At 60.7% G+C, this 20,995-nt stretch carries 21 protein-coding genes and 1 other RNA gene; 11 read left to right on the forward strand and 11 right to left on the reverse strand.

Annotated features, from left to right (window positions below; translation table 11 throughout):
• The 3 genes from ntrB to cynS are packed head-to-tail and all read left to right on the forward strand — an operon-like array spanning nt 1 to nt 2,258.
• On the forward strand, nt 1-834 hold the full coding sequence (gene ntrB / locus ROSMUC_RS11695) for a nitrate ABC transporter permease (protein WP_037273237.1): 834 nt from the start codon (nt 1-3) through the stop codon (nt 832-834).
• 11 nt (nt 835-845) lie between these two features.
• The gene (locus ROSMUC_RS11700) at nt 846-1,748 is read left to right on the forward strand and encodes an ABC transporter ATP-binding protein (protein ID WP_037273239.1); all 903 of its coding nucleotides are present in this window, start codon (nt 846-848) and stop codon (nt 1,746-1,748) included.
• Nucleotides 1,749-1,787: 39 nt separating this feature from the next.
• Nucleotides 1,788-2,258: a cyanase gene (gene cynS, locus ROSMUC_RS11705; RefSeq protein WP_483255947.1), complete on the forward strand. Its 471-nt coding sequence runs from the start codon at nt 1,788-1,790 to the stop codon at nt 2,256-2,258.
• A gap of 69 nt (nt 2,259-2,327) precedes the next feature.
• On the opposite strand, the gene ROSMUC_RS11710 is transcribed toward cynS, so the two are convergent.
• From ROSMUC_RS11710 to ROSMUC_RS11750, 9 genes are all read right to left on the reverse strand, one after another.
• Nucleotides 2,328-2,693, reverse strand: a complete 366-nt coding sequence (locus ROSMUC_RS11710; RefSeq protein WP_037273241.1) for a cupin domain-containing protein — start codon at nt 2,691-2,693, stop codon at nt 2,328-2,330.
• A 64-nt stretch (nt 2,694-2,757) separates the two neighbouring features.
• The gene (locus ROSMUC_RS11715; RefSeq protein ID WP_037273244.1) at nt 2,758-3,579 is read right to left on the reverse strand and encodes an ABC transporter permease; all 822 of its coding nucleotides are present in this window, start codon (nt 3,577-3,579) and stop codon (nt 2,758-2,760) included.
• Nucleotides 3,579-4,469, reverse strand: a complete 891-nt coding sequence (locus tag ROSMUC_RS11720; protein WP_037273245.1) for an ABC transporter permease — start codon at nt 4,467-4,469, stop codon at nt 3,579-3,581. Before ROSMUC_RS11720 ends, ROSMUC_RS11715 begins: the two co-directional genes overlap by 1 nt.
• Entirely contained in the window at nt 4,466-5,578 is a 1,113-nt protein-coding gene (locus ROSMUC_RS11725; protein WP_052115332.1) for an ABC transporter ATP-binding protein, read from the reverse strand. The genes ROSMUC_RS11720 and ROSMUC_RS11725 overlap by 4 nt, the downstream gene beginning before the upstream one ends.
• Before the next feature lie 51 nt (nt 5,579-5,629).
• Nucleotides 5,630-6,670, reverse strand: coding sequence for a polyamine ABC transporter substrate-binding protein (locus ROSMUC_RS11730; protein ID WP_037274024.1), 1,041 nt, complete (start codon nt 6,668-6,670; stop codon nt 5,630-5,632).
• Between the two features lie 95 nt (nt 6,671-6,765).
• Nucleotides 6,766-8,025 carry an NAD(P)/FAD-dependent oxidoreductase gene (locus ROSMUC_RS11735; protein ID WP_037273246.1) on the reverse strand — a complete coding sequence of 420 codons (1,260 nt, stop codon included), beginning with the start codon at nt 8,023-8,025 and terminating at the stop codon, nt 6,766-6,768.
• Between the two features lie 179 nt (nt 8,026-8,204).
• Nucleotides 8,205-9,683: a MocR-like pyridoxine biosynthesis transcription factor PdxR gene (gene pdxR, locus ROSMUC_RS11740; protein WP_037273249.1), complete on the reverse strand. Its 1,479-nt coding sequence runs from the start codon at nt 9,681-9,683 to the stop codon at nt 8,205-8,207.
• 118 nt (nt 9,684-9,801) lie between these two features.
• Entirely contained in the window at nt 9,802-10,902 is a 1,101-nt protein-coding gene (locus ROSMUC_RS11745) for a mandelate racemase/muconate lactonizing enzyme family protein (RefSeq protein ID WP_037273251.1), read from the reverse strand.
• A gap of 109 nt (nt 10,903-11,011) precedes the next feature.
• Nucleotides 11,012-11,815: a helix-turn-helix transcriptional regulator gene (locus ROSMUC_RS11750; RefSeq protein WP_102105943.1), complete on the reverse strand. Its 804-nt coding sequence runs from the start codon at nt 11,813-11,815 to the stop codon at nt 11,012-11,014.
• A 98-nt stretch (nt 11,816-11,913) separates the two neighbouring features.
• Here ROSMUC_RS11750 and ROSMUC_RS11755 point away from each other — a divergent pair, with 98 nt between their 5' ends.
• The 7 genes from ROSMUC_RS11755 to ROSMUC_RS11785 all read left to right on the forward strand — a co-directional run bounded on the left by ROSMUC_RS11755 (nt 11,914) and on the right by ROSMUC_RS11785 (nt 17,725).
• Complete coding sequence (locus ROSMUC_RS11755; RefSeq protein WP_037274030.1) at nt 11,914-13,098, forward strand: ABC transporter ATP-binding protein; 1,185 nt, start codon at nt 11,914-11,916, stop codon at nt 13,096-13,098.
• A 41-nt stretch (nt 13,099-13,139) separates the two neighbouring features.
• Entirely contained in the window at nt 13,140-14,294 is a 1,155-nt protein-coding gene (locus ROSMUC_RS11760; protein ID WP_052115357.1) for an ABC transporter substrate-binding protein, read from the forward strand.
• Nucleotides 14,295-14,310: 16 nt separating this feature from the next.
• Entirely contained in the window at nt 14,311-15,168 is an 858-nt protein-coding gene (locus ROSMUC_RS11765) for an ABC transporter permease (protein ID WP_102105944.1), read from the forward strand.
• A 7-nt stretch (nt 15,169-15,175) separates the two neighbouring features.
• On the forward strand, nt 15,176-15,982 hold the full coding sequence (locus tag ROSMUC_RS11770; protein ID WP_037273255.1) for an ABC transporter permease: 807 nt from the start codon (nt 15,176-15,178) through the stop codon (nt 15,980-15,982).
• Nucleotides 15,983-15,986: 4 nt separating this feature from the next.
• Nucleotides 15,987-16,757, forward strand: coding sequence for an SDR family NAD(P)-dependent oxidoreductase (locus ROSMUC_RS11775; RefSeq protein ID WP_037273256.1), 771 nt, complete (start codon nt 15,987-15,989; stop codon nt 16,755-16,757).
• A gap of 87 nt (nt 16,758-16,844) precedes the next feature.
• Nucleotides 16,845-17,147 carry an SH3 domain-containing protein gene (locus ROSMUC_RS11780; protein WP_037273258.1) on the forward strand — a complete coding sequence of 101 codons (303 nt, stop codon included), beginning with the start codon at nt 16,845-16,847 and terminating at the stop codon, nt 17,145-17,147.
• Nucleotides 17,147-17,725 (forward strand): hypothetical protein, encoded by a 579-nt coding sequence (locus ROSMUC_RS11785; RefSeq protein WP_037273259.1) that lies wholly within the window; start codon nt 17,147-17,149, stop codon nt 17,723-17,725. Before ROSMUC_RS11780 ends, ROSMUC_RS11785 begins: the two co-directional genes overlap by 1 nt.
• Before the next feature lie 28 nt (nt 17,726-17,753).
• On the opposite strand, the gene ffs is transcribed toward ROSMUC_RS11785, so the two are convergent.
• Nucleotides 17,754-17,850: signal recognition particle sRNA small type (gene ffs / locus ROSMUC_RS11790), an RNA gene on the reverse strand.
• Nucleotides 17,849-19,741: a bifunctional 2',3'-cyclic-nucleotide 2'-phosphodiesterase/3'-nucleotidase gene (locus ROSMUC_RS11795; protein ID WP_075571739.1), complete on the reverse strand. Its 1,893-nt coding sequence runs from the start codon at nt 19,739-19,741 to the stop codon at nt 17,849-17,851. Before ROSMUC_RS11795 ends, ffs begins: the two co-directional genes overlap by 2 nt.
• A gap of 282 nt (nt 19,742-20,023) precedes the next feature.
• Here ROSMUC_RS11795 and nudC point away from each other — a divergent pair, with 282 nt between their 5' ends.
• Nucleotides 20,024-20,995, forward strand: coding sequence for an NAD(+) diphosphatase (nudC, locus tag ROSMUC_RS11800; RefSeq protein WP_037273260.1), 972 nt, complete (start codon nt 20,024-20,026; stop codon nt 20,993-20,995).

Here is a 20,995-nt window from a genome sequence, read left to right on the forward strand (position 1 = left end):
ATGTCCACTCTGTCGCTGAACCAACGTGCCTTGCTGTTGTCTGTGGTGATGCTCGTTGTCGGGCTTCTGATCTGGGAGTTGTCGATTCCGGCGCAAAAAGCCGTGGGCGAGTTGACGGAATATGAGCGGTTGACCGGCGGGGGGGCGCAAAAGGCAGGTGTCCCGCCCCCGTCACAGGTATTGGCCAAGGCGTGGGAAGAGCTGAGCAATCCGTTCTACGATGCCGGACCCAATGACAAGGGCATTGGAATTCAGATCGGCTATTCGATCTACCGGGTGCTGTCGGGATACCTGATGGCGGCGGTGGTGGCGATACCGCTCGGGTTTCTGATTGGCATGTCGCCGGTCGCTTACAAGGCGCTCAACCCGTTCATACAAGTGTTGCGCCCGATTTCGCCGCTCGCGTGGATGCCGCTTGCGCTGTTCATCATCCAAGACAGCGAGGCGAGCGCGATCTTCGTGATCTTCATCTGTTCGATCTGGCCGATGCTGATCAATACGGCGTTTGGCGTGGCAGGTGTGCGGCAGGATTGGGTGAATGTGGCACGGACGCATGAACTGGGGCATTTCAAGACTGCCTTTACAGTGATCTTGCCTGCGGCGGCACCGACCATCGTGACCGGCATGCGTATCTCCATCGGCATCGCGTGGCTGGTCATCGTCGCCGCCGAGATGCTCGTGGGGGGGACGGGTATTGGGTATTACGTCTGGAACGAGTGGAACAACCTCGACCTGACCTCGGTCATCTTTTCGATCCTGATGATCGGCATTGTCGGCATGATGCTGGATGCGGCCTTTGCCACGCTCCAGCGTGCCGTGGCCTATGCGGAATAAGGAGCCGTGAGATGAGCAAACCGTTTCTTTCGATCGAGAACCTGACCCAGTGTTACCCGGATGGTCAAGGCGGCACGATGACCGTGTTCGAGAACGCCACATTCGGGGTGGAGAAGGGCGAATTCGTCTGCATCTTGGGGCATTCGGGCTGTGGGAAATCCACCATCATGAACATTCTCGCAGGGTTGGCAGAGCCGACCAGCGGTGTGGTCAAGATGGACGGGTTCGAAGTCTCAGGGCCAAGCCTGGACCGAGGCGTGGTGTTTCAGAACTATTCCCTTCTGCCTTGGCTCAGCACGCTGAAGAACGTGAGCTTTGGGGTGGCCGCGCGGCATCCTGACTGGTCCAAGGCCAAGGTGCTGGATCATTCCCGCGAATATCTGGCGATGGTGGGGCTGGAGGGGGACGTGATCCACCGCAAGCCCAGTCAATTGTCGGGCGGCATGCGGCAACGGGTGTCGATTGCCCGCGCCTTTGCCAATCATCCCAAGCTCTTGCTTCTGGATGAACCGTTTGGCGCGCTGGACGCACTGACGCGGGGCACGATTCAGGACGAATTGCTCAAGATCTGGGGCGGCACCGGGCAGACGGTGTTCATGATTACCCATGACATCGACGAGGCGATCCTGCTGGCGGATCGTATTCTGCTCATGACCAATGGCCCGTTTGCCCGTGTGGCCGAGTCAATCGAGATCACGATCCCGCGCCCGCGCAACCGGACCGAGATCGTCGAACATGCCAACTACTACCCGATCCGCAACCATCTGGTGCAGTTCCTTGGCAAGCGGTCCAAGGAGTTGGCTGGACGGGCGTCCGATGGGGCGGCCCAGACCCCCGAAACCGTGCGGATCGACCGCACCGCGCCCGAAGACGAAACCGGCGAGGCCCGCCGGCTACGCGCCGTGAACCTGTGACAGCGATTTTCACCCGAGACCAAAGGAATGGAGGACACCATGAAAGACAATCTGCACATGCCCGCATTGATGACCAAGGAGGATGTGACCACCCTGATCCTGATCGCAAAGAAACGGACCGGGATGAAATGGGAGGAGATTGCTGAAGCCATCGGCATGTCGCCCGTCTGGACCCACTCGGCCTGCATGGGCATGAACGCGATGCCCAAGGTCAAGGCCGAGGCGATTGTCGCGCTGCTCGATCTGCCGGAGGAGGCGGTTTCGGTGCTGGAGGAATATCCCACCAAGATTTGGGAACAAGCGGTGCCGACAGATCCCTGCATCTATCGCCTCTATGAAATCGTCGGCGTTTACGGCCCCACGATGAAGGCGCTGATTCAGGAAGAGTTTGGCGATGGCATCATGTCGGCGATTGATTTCGACATGAAGATCACCCGCGTGGCCAACCCCAAGGGCGACCGCGTCAAGGTCGAGATGTCTGGCAAGTTTCTGGGGTATAATTCCTGGTGAGGTAGATAATCAAAGAGTTAGGCCCGGCCGTCGCGTCCGGGCCCAACCGGGCCCTCAACCAGCTACGCTTCAAGTGGCGGGGGATGTGCTGAGGATATAGAGCTTGCGCATATGCTCGTGGATTACCCATTCTCCGGTCCATCCTTGGGGCAGGACCAAAAGGTCACCGGGACCTATGTCGCGCGTGCCCTGCCCATCGGCATTCGTGACCGAGGCGCGGCCAGAGATGATATGGCAATATTCGCCCATCGCCGTGCGATCGGCGGTGAAATGCCCCGGCGTGCACTCCCAAACGCCAATCTTCGTATGCCCATCGGCAGAGGCCCAGAGTAGCGCCGAAGCTTCCTCCTGCCCCGGTGTGAGGCTGGTCGGTTTTGGGGCGAAGGCGCCAATCGGCTGAGTGGCGAGGCTCTGATAAGTCTTGAGGTCGATCATTTGGGTCTCCAAAGGTTCTGTCGGTATCGCAAGGTGACGCCTCGGTTGTGGGGGCGCGCGAGTGTCAGTGTTTCTTGTCTTGGCCGAATACCTGCGCCAGCACAATCATCACGGTTGTCACAAGGATCATGATTGTCGAAATGGCCGCAATGGTCGGGTCGATCTGATCGCGCAGCGCGTTGAACATGTTGCGCGTCAATGTCGGGTTGTCGCCGCCAGAGATGAACATCGCCACCACAACCTCGTCAAAAGAGGTGAGAAAGGCCAAGAGAGCACTGGTCACAACCGCAAAGCGGATCTGTGGCAGGGTGACGGTCAGAAACGCCTTCCAGCGCGGGGCGCCCAGACTGCGTGCGGCCTGTTCTTGGCTCATGTCATAGCCCTTGAGCGCAGAACCGGTGACAATCACCACCAGAGGCAGGGCAAGCACGGTATGGGCCAGAACCAATCCGGTTACGGTGTAAAGGATGTTGAGTTTCACATAAGCGTAGAACGCGCCAATCGCCACCAGTACCAGCGGCACCATCATCGGCGTGATCATCAGGACAAACGCGAGTCTGACAAAGGCAAACCGTGAACTATGCAGCCCGTAGGCCGCCAGCACACCAATCGGTGTGGCCACGAGCATGGTCAAAAAGGCCGTCTGAAAAGAGGTCCGCGCCGCCTGCATCCATTCGCTGGAGCCAAAGAAATTATCATACCAGCGCGTTGACCAGACCTCGGGGGGAAACTCCAGATACTGACTGTCCGAAAAGGACATCGGAATCACGATCAGCGTCGGTGTCACCAACAAGATCATGACGATCACCGCAAAGATATAGAGCCACAGACGCTGACCATGGGTGACTTGCGTGTCGGTCGCCGGGGAATCGAGCCAGTCGCGCATCAATGCCCACCTCCGGTCATCCGGTCGAGGTTGAGAAACCGCGAGGCGATCCAGAGGATTGCCACGGTCAGCACAAGCAACACCACGCCCAAGGCACTGGCCGCGCCCCAGTTCACGAAAAGCTCGATGTTCGACACGATCTGCATCGATACCATGATCACCTTGCCCCCGCCCAGCACCGCCGGTGTGACAAAGAAGCCAAGGCAGAGGATGAACACCATCAGCGCCCCGGCAAAGAGCCCCGGTGTGGTCAGCGGAAAGAACACGGTCCAGAACGCCATGCGCGGGCTTGCCCCGAGATTGGCCGCAGCCTTGAGGTAATCGCGGTCAATCGCCTTCATCGCGCCGTAAACCGGCAGGATGAGAAACGGCAGCATGATATGGACCATGCCGATCAAGGTACCGGTCATATTGTGAACGATCTTGAGCGGCTCGTCCCAGAGGCCAAGCGAAATCGCCCATTTGTTGATTAGCCCCTGCTTCTGCAACAGCACCAGCCATGCGTAGGTGCGCACCAGCAGCGATGTCCAGAACGGCAAGAGCACGGTGATGAGGCACAGATTTGCCAGGCGACTGGGCAGTTGCGACATGAAATAGGCAAAGGGATAGCCGATCAGGATGCACAGCCCGGTGGTCAACAGGCTAACCTGAAAAGTGGTGACGAAAATGCGCAGATAGGACCGTCGGCTGATCATCCGCTCGTAATTCTCAAGTGAGAATTGTCCGTTTGCCCCGATGAACGAGACATAGAACAACCAGCCCACGGGAATGACCAGCACCACGAGAATAAGCAGGATTGCCGGGGAACTCAGGCCAAAGAGCGCCAGCCGCTCCAGCCGCTCGTCGCGGCGTAGCCCGGCGGCATTACTTGGTGCTGCCTGCGTGCTCATGCCTGGCTTCCGTCGATCAGCACGGTGTCTTCGGGGGCAAGCGTGAGGGTCACGCGGTCGCCCAAACGAGGCAGGGAGGTTGCATTGCTGCCCCGCACCGCGCCGCGCAAGGCCACCATTTCGCCTGTGTCCAGCCGCGCGTGCAGCAAATAGCTGTCGCCTTGATAGACCACATCCGTTGCGGTGGCGGCAAAATTGTTGGCCCCCTCACGCGGTCCATTTGGAGAAAGCACGACGCGTTCCGGTCGGATCATCAGTTGAAGGTCTGGCACGTTGGGTAATTCACCCGTGTGGATAAGTGGGACGCTTCCGAACGTCACAGTGTTGCCAGTTCTACTGACGGGCAGGAATGTAGAGTCTCCGATAAAGTCAGCCACGAAACGATTTGCTGGGCGTTCATAAAGATCACGTGGCGTCGACAGTTGCATGATGCGTCCATGGTTCACCACGGCGATCCGGTCAGACATGGTCAGCGCCTCGCGCTGGTCATGAGTGACATAGACGGTGGTCATGCCCAGCTGCTCGTGCAGATGCCGCAACTCGATCTGCATCTGGTCGCGCAGCTTTTTGTCGAGCGCTGACAGGGGCTCATCCATCAACAGGATGCGGGGCTCAAAGACAATGGCGCGCGCCACGGCGACGCGCTGCTTTTGCCCACCCGAAAGCTGATCGACACGCCGGGGGCCGTAGCCGCCAAGCTGCACCGTTTCCAGCGCCCGCTCGACCCGTTCCGCAATCTCGGCCTTGGGGCGTTTGCGCAGGCGCAGCGGATAGCCCACATTGCCCGCCACGGTCATATGGGGAAACAGAGCATAGCTCTGAAAGGTCATGCCGACATCGCGCAGATGCGGCGGGGTGCGGATGACTTCGCGGTCGCCGAATCTGAGGCTGCCGCAGTCCGGCCGGGTAAAACCCGCAAGCACCATCAAGAGCGTGGTCTTGCCAGATCCCGACGGTCCCAGAAGTGTCAGAAACTCTCCGCTCTTGACCTCGAGCGACACATCGTCGAGCGCACGCACCGCCCCGTAGGTCTTGGTGATGTTCTGCACCGAAATCGGCAGCGCTTCTGTGGCGATGTTGGTCAAAATGCTGTCCTCTGAATGGTCCATTGGCACAGACGGGCGCCGCAGCGCCCGTCTGTTCTTGTGTGGCTCTGCTGGTTATTCGGTCAGCATTTCCTGATACATCTCGGCGGCGACAGTTTCCCACTTAGCATACCATTCCAGCGAGATGGGCAGTTGCATGGCTGCATTTTCGGGCGAAGAGGGCAGGTTGGCTGCGACCTCTGCGCTGATCTCGCCGGTGTCATAGGCGGCTTTGTTGGTCGGACCGTAGGTGATGTATTTGGGCAGGTCGTCTTGATACTCGGGTTTCGAGATTTCGGCCAGGAACTGCATCGCGGCATCCTTGTTCGGCGCGCCCTTTGGAACTGCAAAACAGTCGTAGTCGAGCAAAGCCTGATTGAAGCTGTAATCCACCTTGGCGCCGTCCGCCGCAGCGTTGTCAAAGCGTCCATTCCAGCCGGTGGTCATGTCCACTTCGCCGTCTTTCATCAACTGGGCATGCTGCGCGCCAGAGGACCAGAAGACCGAGATATTGGGCCGCAACTCGCGGATTTTGTTAAGCGCGCGTTCAATTCCTTCTTCCGAACTCAGCACCTCGTAGACCTGATCCATCGGGACACCATCGGCCATAAGCGCCGGTTCGAGCGCGCCTGCAACAGAGCCGCGATAGGCGCGCGAGCCGGGAAACTTCTCGGTGTCAAAGAAATCTGCCCAGCTTTGCGGGCCGTTCTCGCCATAGGTGTCGGTGTTCCACGCATAGACTGTCGAGAACACATCGCCCCCGACGCAATACTCGGAATAAAGGTTTGGATAGAAATTGGACACGTCAATGACGTTGTAATCGAGTGGCTCCAGCAGCCCCTCCGCACCCGCGCGCGCCGCGGAACCCGATCCGCTCGCCACGATGTCGAATGTCACCTGCCCGGTCGAGACCTGCAGGCGTACATCGGCCATCCCGCCATAGGTATCCTGCTTGACCGTAACGCCGGTCGCCGCAGAGGCGGGTTCAAACAAGGCTTTGCTTTGAGCGTCCTGATAGGACCCGCCCCAGGATGCGATGGTGATTTCCGTGGCTTGGGCAACGGCCGCACTGGCAAGCAGCGTGGCAGCGGCGGTGAGTAAAAATGTCTTTCTCATCTTGTCTTTCTCCTGTTGGAATGCCGCAAAATGGCGGTGCGTGCCGATTGTTGTTATGTTTCGCTGGCTCGGCATGTTTCAGCGAAAATTCAAGGTCAGGATGGGTTTGCGATCATGGCCCGCCGTGTCTGTCTGTTGTCCATCCAGCGATACCACGCGACTGTTGCAGGTAGAAACCACGGCTTGCCCGTATAAAGCGGCCGGGTCGGATGCGGCACGTCGTCAAAGGCGGTCTTGCCTTCGGCGAGGCCCAGCACCTTTTGACCGGCGCGCATGCCGAGATAACCCGCCATCGACACGCCAGAACCGCAATAACCCATGGCGTAATGCACCCCGTCGTGAACGCCGGTATGCGCCAATTCGTCGAAACTATAGGCAACCGTGCCGTGCCAGGAATGGGAAATTGCGCAGTCTTTCAACTGCGGAAAAATGCGAGTCATGCTCTTGAAAAGAAGCGGCGCACTGACCGATGTGTCGGTTTCCGCCGCCGAGACGCGACCGCCAAAGAGCACGCGCCGCCGGTCTGGCGAGGCGCGGTAGTAATAGAGCACCTTGCAGGTGTCGCTGGCGATCCGGTCGGTCGGAAACAACTCGTCCATCAATGTCTCGGGCAATTCTTCGGTGGCGATGATATAGCTGCCAATGGGTATCACACGGCGTTGCAGCCAAGGGGTGAGTGCCCCGGTATAGCCATTCGTGGCCACGATCACGTCGCGTGCCCGGACCTCGCCCTTGGCGGTCTGCACGCGAAAACCGGACCCTGTGTTCTCGATCCGGTCCACGGGGCAATGCGCCACGACCTCGACACCGGCGTTGAGGGCCGCCATCAAGAGCCCGCGATGATACTTGGCAGGATGCAAGGAACAGTGTTTGGTAAAGACCACCCCGCCATGATAGAAATCCGTGCCCATCTCGCGATGCTGTTCGGCGCGGGGTACGGCAAAGCTCTCGATGCCTTCGCCCTTGCGCATTTGGTCGGCGTCGCGCACCAGTGTTTCATAATGGGCGGGGGTATGGGCCGCATGAAAGCGCCCAACGCGCCGGAAATCACAGTCGATCCCCTCGGCCTCGATAAACTCGCCAATCCATTTCAGTGCCTGCTCGCCTTCGCCGCGAATGGCCCGCGCCTTTTGTGCGCCGAATTTGGCGGTCAGTTTTTCAAGCGACGGCTTCACGCTGGTGCTTATCTGGCCGCCATTGCGCGTGCTGCACCCAAAGCCAGCAGCCTCTGCGTCGATCACAACCGTTTTGCGCCCCCCGCGTGCCGTGGCGATGGCCGCACTCAGGCCGGTATAGCCCGACCCCACGATCAGCACATCGGCGTCGCGCGGCGGATCAACAGGCAGGACGGGCATCGGGCCGACCTGATCGTGCCAATAGGGATGGTGCCGAGTTGTTTCAGGTCTGCTGCCGTCCATCGCGTTACTCCGTTTGCAGGGCAAGCCAATGTGGCACCCCACAGATGCAAGGGTTAACGCTAGGGCAGGATTGGACTTTCTTTCATATCCAATTTGACAAAACAATCAGACCAATTTCAGCGTAGGGCAGGCAGGGAGCGCAGGATTTCCATCCCGCGCCGGATGTCCTCGGGGGCTGCGCTGCCAAATCCAAAGACCAACCCAGATCGCTCGATCGGGCTAAGACAGTATTTCGAGAGCGGTGCCAGAACGACGCCACGCTCTGCCGCCTGCGCTACGACTGTTTGCGCGTCAATTCCCGGCGCCAGATAGGCCGGAGTGTGAAACCCACTGGCAGTTTCCTGAAGCGCGATACAGTCGGGAAGAATGCGGCTTTCCTCCATCAACGCCTCGTAGCGCGCCTTGTAGAGCCGCCGCATCAGCCGGATATGGGTGGCAAAATGGCCCTCGTCCATGAAATCGGCAACGGTCGCCTGGGTCGCGGTGGGCGGTCCGCTGGCCCAGAAACGGAACATGCGATCAAAAGCTTCGGTCATGCGTTCGGGCACGAGGACAAAGCCCAGCCGAAGCGACGGAAAGAGCGATTTCGAGAAGGTGCCGACATAGATGACCCGCCCCGACGTATCCGTGCTGCGCAGCGCCGGTTGGGGCGCATTGCCATAGTAGAATTCTCCGTCGTAATCATCCTCGACGATCACCGCCTGCGCCACGTCCGCCGCCTGCAACAGCTCGAATCGCCGCCCTAGCGACATCACATGCCCCAAGGGCTGTTGGTGTGACGGGGTGACAAAGGCCATGCGGAAATGCGGTGCCTTGGCCAACCCATCGGCCACGATCAAACCCTCCTGATCCACGTCCACCGGGACCAGTTCCGCCCCTTCAGACAAGAGCGCATTGCGCGCGCCCGAGGCGCCGGGGTTTTCCATCCAGACCCGATCGCCGGGATTGAGCAACAGCCGCCCGATCAAGGCAAAGGCGTGCTGCGCGCCAGAGGTGATGAAAATCTGTTCATGGTGGCACTGAATGCCCTTGAGCACGCTCAGATGCGTGGTGATTGCGCGCCGCAGGGGTTCGTATCCCTTGGGTTGGCCATACCCCATCACCGCCCCGCGCGCGCCGCGCAGATGCCGCGCCGAGAGCCGCGACCAATGCGCCAGTGGAAAGGCGTCGAGTGCAGGCAAGGCCGTCACAAAGGCGCGCGCCTCATGGGGCAGCCAAGTGCGTTGGGCATAGTTCTTTTCGGCATGGCTGATGGCATAGGATACGCGCGGATCTTGCGTCGTGGTATTCGGGGGCGTGGTGGTAACAGGGGCGGGATGCTGATGTTCCAGTGTGTCGCTTACAAAGGTGCCAGAGCCCACTTGCGACACGAGCATGCCCTCTGCCACCAACCGGTCGATAGCGTCGATCACCGTGGTGCGCGATACACCTGTTTCGCGCGCCAGCGTGCGCGTCGCCGGCAGCCTGTCCCCGGCTCGCAAACCGCCCGACAGGATGATGTCGCGCAAGGCCATGTAAAGTTGCACGCTCATGCCCTTGCGCGATGAGCGGTCAAGATGGATCGCGGATAAAAGCGCCCCGGCAGCCTGTTTCATGCGCAACTCCGACGCAATTGGTCTGGAAAGACTACATGAACCGTTAAGGCGAGCAAGCCAATTGGCGCGACATGGGCCAGAGAGCAGGCCCGTTGACCTTGGCGTTCTACAGATGCGTCTATTTCTCGGAGACCTGATAAGTTGCGGCCTCAAGCCATGCCGGAGATATTTCGACACCCCAGCCGGGGGCATCTGTGACGGTGGCGTGACCATCGTCAATCCGGTAGGGATCGCCCAGAAACAGCCCCTCTTGCCACGGGTAATAGTCTGGCCCCTCGATCGAGAATTCGAGGTATTTCCCGGCATTTGGAATGGCGCGCAAGAGGTGCATCGTGCACATCGTCACCAGCGACAGATTGGCGGCATGCGGGGTCACGGGCAGGCCCGCGCGCGCGGCCATCTGGCAGACATGCAGGGTGCGGTGCATCCCGCCCATATACATTACATCGGGCTGCACGATATCGACGGCACCGCGATCCAGCATCAATTGCCAGCTGGAATATTCGCAATCCTGTTCGCCCCCTGCAACGTCGAGCAAGAGTGCTGCGCGCACGGCGGCAGTCTGGTCATACTCCCAATAGGGGCAGGGCTCCTCGAAATGGCCGATGCCATTATCCTGCAGTAGTTTGCCCACCTCGATCGCGCGGGCAGGAGAATAGCAGGAATTGCCATCCACCAGCTTGTCTATGCCATCGCCAAGGGCGCGCGACACGGTGGGCACCACCGCCTCGGTGCGGCCCGGCCATTCGTCGTGGTCGCGCCCGGCCTCGGCACCGACGCGCCATTTGAAGGCGGTGAAGCCTTTGTCGTCGCGCAGGCGGCAAAAGCGGGCGGCCTCCTCCTCGTGGGTGATGTCGCGGCGCATCGAACTGGCATAGGCGCGCACCCGACCCGGCGTGCCGCCCAAGAGGGTCGCGACTGGCTTGCCCTCGAGCTTGCCGCGCATGTCCCAGAGCGCGGTATCAAGCCCGGTCATGGCGCGACGCAGATAACTGCCGGGGTATTTCAACTCCCGCTCGTAAATGAGATTGAGGGTATCCGCAAAATCGAGCGCATCCGTCCCAAGCGCGTGCGGCGCAATCTGGCGGTGAAAGATCGTGCAGGTGATATCGGCGTTATAGGTCGATACCTGTCCCCAACCTTGGTCGCCGCTATCCGTGGTCACGCGCACGAAACCCACAAATTCGTTGCAAAATGTCTCTAGCCGCGCAATCCGCATGTCTGTCTCCCGTTGGCCTTGCAGTTCACGTTGCTGATAAAGCGGTTGGGAACAAGCGCCACTCTGGGGGCGTATGCCAGTCCAATTCGTGCGGCGCTGCACCTCGTGTTCAGGCAAGCTCGGACAAGGCGGCAATAAAGCTGGAAAACAGCTCTCCTTGCGAACTCACACGCAGTTTCGCGTAGATATTGCGGCGGTGGATGCGCACGGTTCCCGGTGAAATGCCCAAGGCGCGGCCAGTGGCATCGGCGGAATGACCCTTGAGCACATACTCTACCACCTCTGCTTCGCGCGGGGTCAGGAGGTTGCGCCCAAGGCTTTGAAACGCGTCCTCGATCAGTTGCGGCAGGCGGGGGCCGTCGGTTTGGGGACGCGCCGAGAATTGGGAGATCAGCCCGCCCCATTGTTTCTGGGCGATGGCAGCGACAAAGGGAAAAGCCGCTTCAAGATCGCGGAACTCGCGGGCCGAAAAGACCTTGTGTTCACGCATGGCGGAAATCACCACGCTGACCCCGTCGCCAATCTCGACGATAAAGCCTATTTCTTCGGCAAGTCCGGTCTGGATGTAATAATTGCGAAAATATTCCGCCTGGTAGAAACGATCGGGGGCCAGATCGCGCAGCCGTGCCAGACGCGGTGTCGTGGGGGAGGCCGCATTAAGATAGAAGGGATCAAGAAGATAGGGCCCTTCCTGATAGTCATCGACCATCACCTTGCGCTTGGCGGCGGGAAAATCATCATACAAATCAAGCGGTTTGTGGTCGTGGTAATAGGCAAAGATCACGGTGAATTCATAGGGCACGATGCTGCGTAGCGCCGTGGTGAGCGCTGGGGCAAGATCGGCTGTGCCAAGCGCAGAGACCGCGCGCGCACTGGTTTCGAACCAATCTGTCATCTGCATTTTTGTCGTCATCTATGCTCTTTATGATATATACAACCGTCTGCGATTTTCTTACCGTTTTAAGAATATATGGCATAGGCGCAGAGGCGCGGCAACACGAGAGGACCGGCATGCTGGATGCGAATGCCGAGGCGGGGATCAGGATGGGCGCGAGCCGGGAACAGGGAACGCAAAACGCACAGGGCCACCCTGCTGAGGCGGATTGCGTCGCCGAGTTTGTCGGGGCTACCAAGCGATTTGGCGCGGTACTGGCGGCGGACCGGATCAACCTGCGCATTCGGCGCGGTGAGTTTCTGTCGTTTCTAGGTCCCTCTGGCTGTGGCAAGACCACGGCGCTGCGGATGCTGGCCGGGTTCGAGAACCCGAGCGACGGCACGGTGCGGCTCGACGGTCAGGATGTCAGCCGCGTGCCGGCATATGCGCGTCCGGTGAACATGGTGTTTCAGCACTACGCGCTCTTTCCGCATATGACCGTGGCGCAGAACATTGGCTATGGGTTGCGGCAGGTGCGTCCCAAACTGGCGAAATTGGAAATTGCGGCGCGGGTCGAGGCCGCCTTGGCCAAGGTGCGGCTTGAGGCGTTTGGCGCGCGGCGGACATGGCAATTGTCGGGCGGGCAACAGCAGCGCGTGGCGCTGGCGCGCGCGATCATCAACGAACCCAAGCTCTTGTTACTGGATGAGCCGATGGCGGCACTCGATGCCAAGCTGCGCGGCGAAATGCAGCGCGAACTGCTCGATCTGCAACGCAGCCTTGGCATCACCTTTGTTCTGGTCACGCATGATCAGGAAGAGGCGCTGTCGATGTCGGATCGTATCTGCATCATGGGCGCGGGTCGGATCGTGCAGGTGGGCACGCCGCAGGATCTGTATGATCGGCCCCGCAATCGCTATGTGGCGGATTTCGTGGGCAAGGCGAATATCCTGAGCGGAGAGGTTCTGTCGCGGCAGGCGGGGCTGGCGCGGATCGCGTTGGCGGGGGGCGCACAGGTGCTGGTGCCCGAAACGGAGACGGATACGCGCCGTCATGTCGATGTCGCGGTGCGTCCCGAGACCTTGCGACTTGCCGTGCCGGGGGAGGCAGCGGGCGAGGATGCGATGCTGCGGGCACGGATCACCCACCGCACCTTTCTGGGCGATCATACCGAATATCTGGTGCAGGTCGATGGCATCGGCCCGCTTCAGGTCAATGTTCCGCGACAGGCCGAAAGAGCCTTGGGCGGGCAGAGGGTGGGCGAAGAGGTCCATATCCTCTGGACGGCGGGCACCGGATTGGTTCTGGCTGCCGAAGAGTGACGGATGACAACTGCACCAAGTTCAACAAGGGAAACGAGACGATGACACAGGATAACACGACGATTTCGCGCAAGAAATTCATTGAGGAACTGCGCCGCTACGAAAAGGGCTCGATCAGCCGGCGGCAGTTCTTGGGCACCACGGGCCTTGGCACCGCGATGGCGGTTCTGGGGGCAGCCTTGCCCGGTCTCATGCCGGGGCGCGCCATGGCGCAGGATCTAGGCGACCGGGTGGTTTTGGCGACCTGGCCCAATTACCACGACGCGGCAAACTTTGACCTTTTTGCCACCGAGACCGGCGTTTTCTCTCAGGTGAATGTGTTTGGCTCGAATGAGGAAATGCTGGCCAAGATTCAGGCGGGCGGCTCGGGTTGGGATGTGTTCGTACCGACCAACTATGCGATTTCGACCTATGTGGAGGCCGGCCTGATCGAGCCTTTGGATCTCTCGAAACTGCCCAATTATGATCCCGCCGCGTTTGATGCGCGCTTTGCAGATGCGGGCACGATTGACGGCAAGGTCTATGCCGTGCCGAAGAACTGGGGCACCACGGGGATTGCCTCGAACACCGCCAAGACCGGCGGCGTGGTCGACAGCTGGAAGACCTTTTTCGACGGGGCCAAGGATCAGTTCGATGGGCGCGTCATGGTGCATGACTATCAGTTGACCACCATCGGCAACGCGCTGGCCTATTTCGGCTACAGCTTCAATTCGGTCGATCCGGCGGAATTGGCCGAGGCCGAAAAGCTGCTGATCGAGGTCAAGCCGCACCTCTTTGCGATTTCCTCGGACTATCAGCCTGCAATGCGCAATGGCGATGCTTGGCTTACGATGTGCTGGACGGGGGATGGCAAGCAGCTCAACACCGATCTGCCTGAAATCGCCTTTGCCCTGGGCAAGGAGGGGGGCGAAATCTGGTCGGATTACTATGCCATTCCGGTCGGCGCACCGCACCGCGAGGCGGCCTATGCGCTGATCAACTATCTTCTCGCCCCCGAGGTCAACGCGCGGGAGGCGCTGGCGCATGGCTATCCGGTGGCGGATGCGCGCACCAATGCGCTCTTGCCCGAAGACCTGCTGAACGATCCGATTCTCTACCCGGCAGCAGAGGCGCTCAATGCGCTGGAATTCGGTGCCGCAGTTACGCTGACCGATCCCAACCGCGCCGAGTTGATGGCCCGGTTCAAATCGGCCTGACCGGGGAATGAGGGCGATGGCCATGACAAGAACACGGGCGCGTGCGCTGCTGCTGATGCCAGCGGGCATCTGGTATGCCGTGCTGCTCTTGTTCCCTCTGGCTGTCGTCCTCGTCTTTTCCTTTGGTGAGCGGAACCCGATTGGCGGCTATGCGCCGGGGTTCACCTTTGAACAATATGCGAACCTGCCGGCCCGGTTCGCCGCCTTTCGCAACACGCTGACATTGGCCCCCATGGGCACGTTGGCGGCGCTGCTCATTGCCTATCCGCTGGCCTATTACCTGGCGTTGAAGGTCACGGCGCGTTGGAAGACAACGCTGCTCATTCTCGTGATCGTTCCATTCTGGACCTCGATCCTGATCCGGTCCTATGCGTGGATTTACCTGCTTGGTGGCAATGGCATTCCGGCGCTGCTGGAGGCGCTGGGTCTGGGTGACATTCGCCTCATCAACACGCCTTTTGCGGTGCTGGTAGGGATCGTTTACGGATACCTGCCATTGATGGTCTTTCCGATCTATGTGGCGCTGGAAAAGCTGGATCGCAGCCTGCTCGAGGCGGCGGCGGACCTAGGCACGCCGCCTTGGCGCAGTTTTCTGCAAATCACGCTGCCTTTGTCGATGCCGGGTGTTCTGACAGGGTCGATGCTGGTCTTTATCCTGCTTACCGGCGAGTTTCTGATCCCCGCCATTCTGGGTGGCGGCAAGGTATTCTTTGTCGGCAATGCGCTGGTTGATCTCTTTCTGCAGTCGCGCAACTGGGCGTTCGGATCTGCGGTGGCCGTGGCGCTGATCGTGATCATGTTGATCGTTGTGGCCCTCTATAGCCGTGCGGTTCGCCGCCTTGGTGCGGGCCGCGACGATGTCGGGCTGATGTGAGGATGTCATGAGAGCCTATGCCATTGCCGTCTTTGCGTTTCTCTACCTGCCCATCGGGATCATCGCGCTATTCTCCTTTTCGGCCGGGCGATCGGCGAGTTCGATGCAGGGGTTCTCGACCGAATGGTATGGCCGTGCGCTCAGCAATCCCTTTGTGATGGAAGCGCTTTGGACCTCGGTCAAGGTGGCGTTTCTGTCGGCTGTTCTGGCGATGGTGGCAGGTACTATGGCGGCGCTGGCGCTGACGGGCATGCGGGGGCGGTTGCGGGTGTTTTTCGACACGCTGGTACAGGTCGCGGTGATGATCCCCGGTATCGTGATCGGCATTGCTGCACTGATCGCGTTGGTCACTGTGTTCGACCTCGTCAATCCGTGGCTTGAGGCGATGAGTGGCCGCAGGCTGTCCTTGGGCATGGGATCGCTCATTGGGTTGCATGGCATGTTCACCATGTCGCTGGTGGTCCTGCTGGTGCGTGGGCGGCTGGAGAGCTTTGATCGTGCGCAAATCGAAGCCTCAAGCGATCTGGGGGCTGGTCCGGTCGCGACCTTTTTGCAAGTGACGCTGCCGCAGATTGCGCCGGCCATTCTGGCGGGGTTTCTCTTGGCCTTCACCTTCAGCTTTGATGATTTCATCATGGCGTTCTTTGTCGCCGGGTCCGAGACGACCCTGCCGATTTACATTTTCTCGTCGATCCGCCGGGGCGTAACACCCGAAATCAATGCGATTGGCACCATGGTCATGATCGCGTCCCTGACGCTCTTGATCATCGCACAGGTGCTGTTGCGGCCCGGCGCGGCGAAGGCCGGTCGCTGACCTTATGCAGGAGAATGGCATGCTCAAGGATCGAATCGCGCTGGTGACGGCGGCAGGGTCAGGAATTGGCCGGGCGGGGGCGATTGCGATGGCCCGTGAGGGGGCGGTGGTCATTGTCACCGATCTGGATGGCGGCCTGGCGCAGGAGACATTGACGCAGATCGAGGCGGCAGGCGGACGGGGGGCGGCCTTTGCGCTGGACGTGACAGAGGATGCAGCCTGCGCCGCGATGGTCGAGAAGGTGGTTGCGGATTGGGGCCGGATCGACATTCTGCACAGCCACGCGGGCATCCAGATCCCAGGACGCGCCGAGGATGTGACGCCTGCGCAGATGGATGCGGCATGGGCACTGAACGTGAGGGCGCATTTCGTGTTGGCGCGGGCGGTGATTGTCCCAATGCGCGCGCAGGGAGGCGGATCGGTGATCGTAACCGCGTCTAACTCGGGATGCCAGTATGACCGGGGTATGGTGTCCTATGCCACGACCAAACATGCCGCCGTGGCGATGGTGAAACAGATGGCTGTGGATTACGCGGCTGAGAACATCAGGTTCAACGCATTATGCCCCGGCTTTGTCGATACTCCGTTCAATGCCGGGTTTGAGACACAGATGGGCGGGCGCGCGGCTTTGGAATCCTACGTCGCCGGGTCGATTCCCATGGGCCGTTGGGCCAGCGTCGAGGAAATCGCACACGGGATCGTCTATCTGGCTTCGGACCGCTCCAGCTTTGTCACGGGGCTGGCGCTTGTGATTGACGGCGGTGAAATGCTTTAGGGAAAGCCCGCGATAGGGTGCGCGCGACTATTTCGTTTCGGGGGGCAAACGGGTACAACTGCAACCATCAACAGGCCGGAGGATGCTATGCGCAGGGCTCTTATCGTTGGATTGGCAAGCCTATTTGCCGGAGCGCTTCTGGGGACGTCACCGGCAGAAGCTGCCTCGCTTGGGCGCTACGAGGTCCATGGGGTTGCGGACGATGACATGCTCAAGATGCGGGCGGGGCCCGGCACCGGCTATGACGTGATCGTGGGTCTGCCCAATGGTACCGTTCTGCGGGTGCATAGCTGTCAGCAGACGGGAGGCACGCGCTGGTGCGAAGTCTCGCTCGACCGGGCGCGGGGGCTGCGGGGGCATGTGTCGTGGGCCTATTTGCGCAAGCTGTGATGCGGGCATTGCCGATCATAGTGGCTCTGATGCTCTGCGTTGGGGGCGTGGCAACGGATGCGCGCGCCGCTGATGTGGCATCGCCTCCCGCTGGGCTAATGTGGAACAAGACTGGCCTGCCTGCCGTTTTCCCGCTTCAGGTCAAGACCTTGCCGGGGCGTGATCATGTCCTGACCTTGCTTGATGTGAAGACCGGCGAAGAGGCCTTGGCCGCCTATATCCGGGGCGGCGCATTCTTTCGCGTACTGGTGCCACCGGGGGTTTACCGGTTGCGATTCGTCAGTGGCAAACACTGGCAGGGCGAAGAGGCGCTGTTTGGGCAAGGGGCTGATACCGAGGTTTTCGAGCTGCGGCACCCCCTTGAGTTTGAGACGCGCGGGCTTGGTATCAAGTCGGGTCATATCGTGGACTTGCGCGGCCGTGGCACGGAGGCGCGGATCACGGATCAGCGCATTTGCCAGGCGTTCCGTCCTGATTTCCCTCGGGCCAAAGTGCCAGTGCGAGAGGGCAGTCGCGCTGTTGGCCCTGATTTTCAAGCGCCTCAACGCGGCAATCTGCGGGCGCGCTACTGCGGTTAGCGCTTTTGCGGCTTGCTACAGGGAAAAGGGTGAGAGGCTGGACAACGACCCAAGCGGGGCTCGTTACGGCTGCTTCCTTCCGGACCTGACCGGGTTGGCGAGGTGCCTGCCCGCGCCAACCTCTCAGGGCGTCATATAGGCGTCTGCCACGGGATGCGCAAGTGTAGGCTGCGTATCTGGCAAAGGTAGGGAAAGGCGCAGGAACCCTGTATCTGTCAAACCAAGATCAGTCGCGTTCAAGGCGGCGATATCGGCAGGATGGGCGCGCAGGCCGGGACCGGTTTCGACCGTGACGGTAGTTCCGGGCTGAGGGGCAAAGCGCCAAGTCGGGTCTGGCGCTGCTGCGATTTGACCCAAGGTCGCGACGTGATCTGCAAGGATGTCGCGCACCGGGCGAGTGCCGGAATAGATCAACCCTGTCTCGGCGAGCGGGGCAAAGGGCCCCCCGCCATGCGCGCGATAGCTGTTGGTGGCGATGATGAAATGGGCATCGTGCCGGACGGGTTTGCCTGCGTGGCGCAGGTCGCGGATGCGCCTCGCCGTGGGATTGATCAGCGTGCCGAAAAGATCGTAGCGCGCGGGCTGGCTGAGGTCGATGGCATAGCTGAGCCCGTCGATGACATCGAAATCATGCCCCGGCACAGAGGGATCCAGCAGGGGTTGATCCGGCAGGCCGGGGATGATCTGGTTGAAGCAGATGGCGGCGCGTTCCAGCCAATCGCGCACCTCAGCCCCGGTCACAAGCAGACCGCAGAGCGTGTTGGGAAAGCCATAAAGATCGGCGATGTGACGCAGGCGCAGCGGGCCCTGTGGGATATCGGTGAAATGCGCGGGGCCGCCGCGGCCGCCGGTCTTGAACGGGGCAGAGGCGGAGAGCAGAGGCAGCCCGGCATGCGGGCCATCGGCCAAGGCCGCAGCCAAGGCGCGGTGCTGCGCGCCATTGACGAGGTTCAGGATGGGATCGTCGCGCAAGAGGCTGAGGTAGCTGTGGAGGGGGGTCTCGGTCAGCCCGATTTCACGCGCGGTAAGGGCTGTGGTGTGGCGGTGGGCGCTGTCGAGCGTGGTACAAAGTGCGGGGCATGGCGGGACGCTAGAAGCGGGCAAAAGGCGGGATTGATGGCCCGTAACGTGCCATTCCTTGGCATCGCGGGTCAGCATCAGGTCAAGCTGGCCCAGATGGTCGCCGCGAAATCCGGCCATCAGGCAGGGTGTGCCGTAGAGTGTGCCGTTGCTTGTGTCGGCGCCGGGAATGCCATGGTGATCTGTGCTGGGAAAGCTCTTGTGGCTGTGGCCTGCAAGCAGAGCGTCGATGCCAGGCAGGCGGGCGAGCGCACGTGCGGCGTTTTCCATCATCGGGCGGTCAGGTCCGGGATCGATGCCGGTATGGGCCATGAGCAGGATCAGATCGGCGCCCAAAGCACGCAAGGCAGGCACCCAGGCGCGCGCGCTCTCGACCATGTCGCGCACATCAACCCGGCCCGAGAGGTGGGCATGATCCCATGTCAGTATTTGCGGCGGCACGAGGCCCAACAGGCCGATCCGCAGATTATGCCACCTGCCGGTACTAGCCTGCATCTGGCGGGTAAGCAGCAGATAGGGCGGCAAGAGCGTCTTATCCTCGGTGGGCGTTGTGCCGCGCCGGATCAGGACATTACAGCACGTCAAGGGAAAGCGCGCCTGCGCCAAGGTTTCCGTCAGCCAGTCGAGGCCATAGTTGAATTCGTGATTGCCAAGTGTGCCCGCGTCATACCCGATCTCGTTCATGGCGGAGATGACGGGATGCGGTCCGGTCCAGCCCTGATCTGGCTGCGCGGTGAGATCGGTGAGCGGTGTGCCTTGCAGGAAATCGCCATTGTCGAGCAGCAGGCAGTTTGCCGCCCCAACCTCGGAGTGTGCGTGCCGGATCAGAGTGGCCAGCCGCGCCAGACCCCAGGGGCGGTCGGATTGGTTGGTGTAATAGTCAAAGGGTAGCAGATGGCCGTGGACATCCGTGGTCTGCAAGATCCGCAGGCGCAAGGTTTCGCGACAGGCAGGGAATGGGGCTGTTTTGGCAACGGGGTCGGTCAAATCGTCAACGCTCTGAGACCGGGCGCAGCCCCGGTGATACCACGGAAATGAAACCGCTTGGACAGGGTACAATTACAAGTTTTGCCAGAGGCTTAGAGAGGTTGGCATGTCGGCGCGCCGCGATCAATACACTATAAGTTGCAAATTGTGATTTGCCTGTGCTTTGTGCGCCTAGGCTCTTGTCTTGTGGACATGGGCATTGTGTAGAGAGTTAGGCACGGGAGGCGGTTGATGCGGACAGCGGAACAGGTGACATTCGGGGGATCGGGGCTCGACCGGGCCGATGAGGTGCGCGGTGACGAGGCCATGATCCAAGTGGCGGTGGCAGAGGGCCGCGCGCGGTCGATCGTGCTCTGGCGGGGCAAGCCGCTTTTGCGCGCTGAAACGCTGGATGAGTTGGTCGTGGTGACGCCGGCTCATCCGGTTCTTGCGCGCTACAAGGTGCCGCCGATCCTATTGGGGCGTGACGAAAGCGGTGATCTGATTCTGGCGCATGATATTTCTGCCTGGGTGCCGCCAGGGCTGGAACCTGACCAACTGGATACGTTTCTGGATGCCTCCGAGCAGGTGCATCCCGACCTGCCCGAGGGCAGCGCCTTTGCCGAACTTCGGCGGGTGATGACGCGGCTTAATCCCCGCGACGCAGAGCTTGCGGCGACGGCCAAGGCGGTGTTCGGCTGGCACCTCACACACCGCTTTTGCGCACGCTGCGGTCAGGAAAGCCGGATGATTCGCGCTGGATGGCAGCGGGCCTGCGATCACTGCGGCGGTCAACATTTCCCGCGCACCGATCCGGTGGTCATCATGTTGATTACGGGCGGAAATTCTGTACTCATGGGGCGATCTCCGGGCTGGCCCGAGGGGATGTATTCGCTCTTGGCCGGGTTCATCGAGCCGGGAGAGACCATCGAGGCGGCTGTGCGGCGTGAGGTCTGGGAAGAGGCAGGGGTAAAAGTGGGGCAAGTCAGTTATCTGGCGAGCCAGCCTTGGCCGTTTCCCGCCTCGCTCATGTTCGGCTGTCGCGGCGAGGCGCTGAGCGAGGAGATCACGATTGATCCGCAGGAGATCGAGGATGCGCAATGGATGAGCCGAGAAGAGATACTTTCGGCCTTTGCCGGAGAGCATCCGTTCCTGATGCCTGCGCGCAAGGGGGCGATTGCGCATTTCCTGCTTGAGAACTGGCTTGCCGACTGTCTGGATTGA

Source organism: Roseovarius mucosus DSM 17069, from assembly GCF_000768555.3.
Classification (GTDB): domain Bacteria; phylum Pseudomonadota; class Alphaproteobacteria; order Rhodobacterales; family Rhodobacteraceae; genus Roseovarius; species Roseovarius mucosus.

Excerpts from the sequence above, each read along its gene's own strand:
- ntrB (WP_037273237.1), top strand. The coding sequence starts at position 1 with ATGTCCACTCTGTCGCTGAACCAACGTGCCTTGCTGTTGTCTGTGGTG.
- ROSMUC_RS11700 (WP_037273239.1), top strand. The coding sequence starts at position 846 with ATGAGCAAACCGTTTCTTTCGATCGAGAACCTGACCCAGTGTTACCCG.
- cynS (WP_483255947.1), top strand. The coding sequence starts at position 1,788 with ATGAAAGACAATCTGCACATGCCCGCATTGATGACCAAGGAGGATGTG.
- ROSMUC_RS11710 (WP_037273241.1), bottom strand. The coding sequence starts at position 2,693 with ATGATCGACCTCAAGACTTATCAGAGCCTCGCCACTCAGCCGATTGGC.
- ROSMUC_RS11715 (WP_037273244.1), bottom strand. The coding sequence starts at position 3,579 with ATGCGCGACTGGCTCGATTCCCCGGCGACCGACACGCAAGTCACCCAT.
- ROSMUC_RS11720 (WP_037273245.1), bottom strand. The coding sequence starts at position 4,469 with ATGAGCACGCAGGCAGCACCAAGTAATGCCGCCGGGCTACGCCGCGAC.
- ROSMUC_RS11725 (WP_052115332.1), bottom strand. The coding sequence starts at position 5,578 with ATGGACCATTCAGAGGACAGCATTTTGACCAACATCGCCACAGAAGCG.
- ROSMUC_RS11730 (WP_037274024.1), bottom strand. The coding sequence starts at position 6,670 with ATGAGAAAGACATTTTTACTCACCGCCGCTGCCACGCTGCTTGCCAGT.
- ROSMUC_RS11735 (WP_037273246.1), bottom strand. The coding sequence starts at position 8,025 with ATGCCCGTCCTGCCTGTTGATCCGCCGCGCGACGCCGATGTGCTGATC.
- pdxR (WP_037273249.1), bottom strand. The coding sequence starts at position 9,683 with ATGAAACAGGCTGCCGGGGCGCTTTTATCCGCGATCCATCTTGACCGC.
- ROSMUC_RS11745 (WP_037273251.1), bottom strand. The coding sequence starts at position 10,902 with ATGCGGATTGCGCGGCTAGAGACATTTTGCAACGAATTTGTGGGTTTC.
- ROSMUC_RS11750 (WP_102105943.1), bottom strand. The coding sequence starts at position 11,815 with ATGACGACAAAAATGCAGATGACAGATTGGTTCGAAACCAGTGCGCGC.
- ROSMUC_RS11755 (WP_037274030.1), top strand. The coding sequence starts at position 11,914 with ATGCTGGATGCGAATGCCGAGGCGGGGATCAGGATGGGCGCGAGCCGG.
- ROSMUC_RS11760 (WP_052115357.1), top strand. The coding sequence starts at position 13,140 with ATGACACAGGATAACACGACGATTTCGCGCAAGAAATTCATTGAGGAA.
- ROSMUC_RS11765 (WP_102105944.1), top strand. The coding sequence starts at position 14,311 with ATGGCCATGACAAGAACACGGGCGCGTGCGCTGCTGCTGATGCCAGCG.
- ROSMUC_RS11770 (WP_037273255.1), top strand. The coding sequence starts at position 15,176 with ATGAGAGCCTATGCCATTGCCGTCTTTGCGTTTCTCTACCTGCCCATC.
- ROSMUC_RS11775 (WP_037273256.1), top strand. The coding sequence starts at position 15,987 with ATGCAGGAGAATGGCATGCTCAAGGATCGAATCGCGCTGGTGACGGCG.
- ROSMUC_RS11780 (WP_037273258.1), top strand. The coding sequence starts at position 16,845 with ATGCGCAGGGCTCTTATCGTTGGATTGGCAAGCCTATTTGCCGGAGCG.
- ROSMUC_RS11785 (WP_037273259.1), top strand. The coding sequence starts at position 17,147 with ATGCGGGCATTGCCGATCATAGTGGCTCTGATGCTCTGCGTTGGGGGC.
- nudC (WP_037273260.1), top strand. The coding sequence starts at position 20,024 with ATGCGGACAGCGGAACAGGTGACATTCGGGGGATCGGGGCTCGACCGG.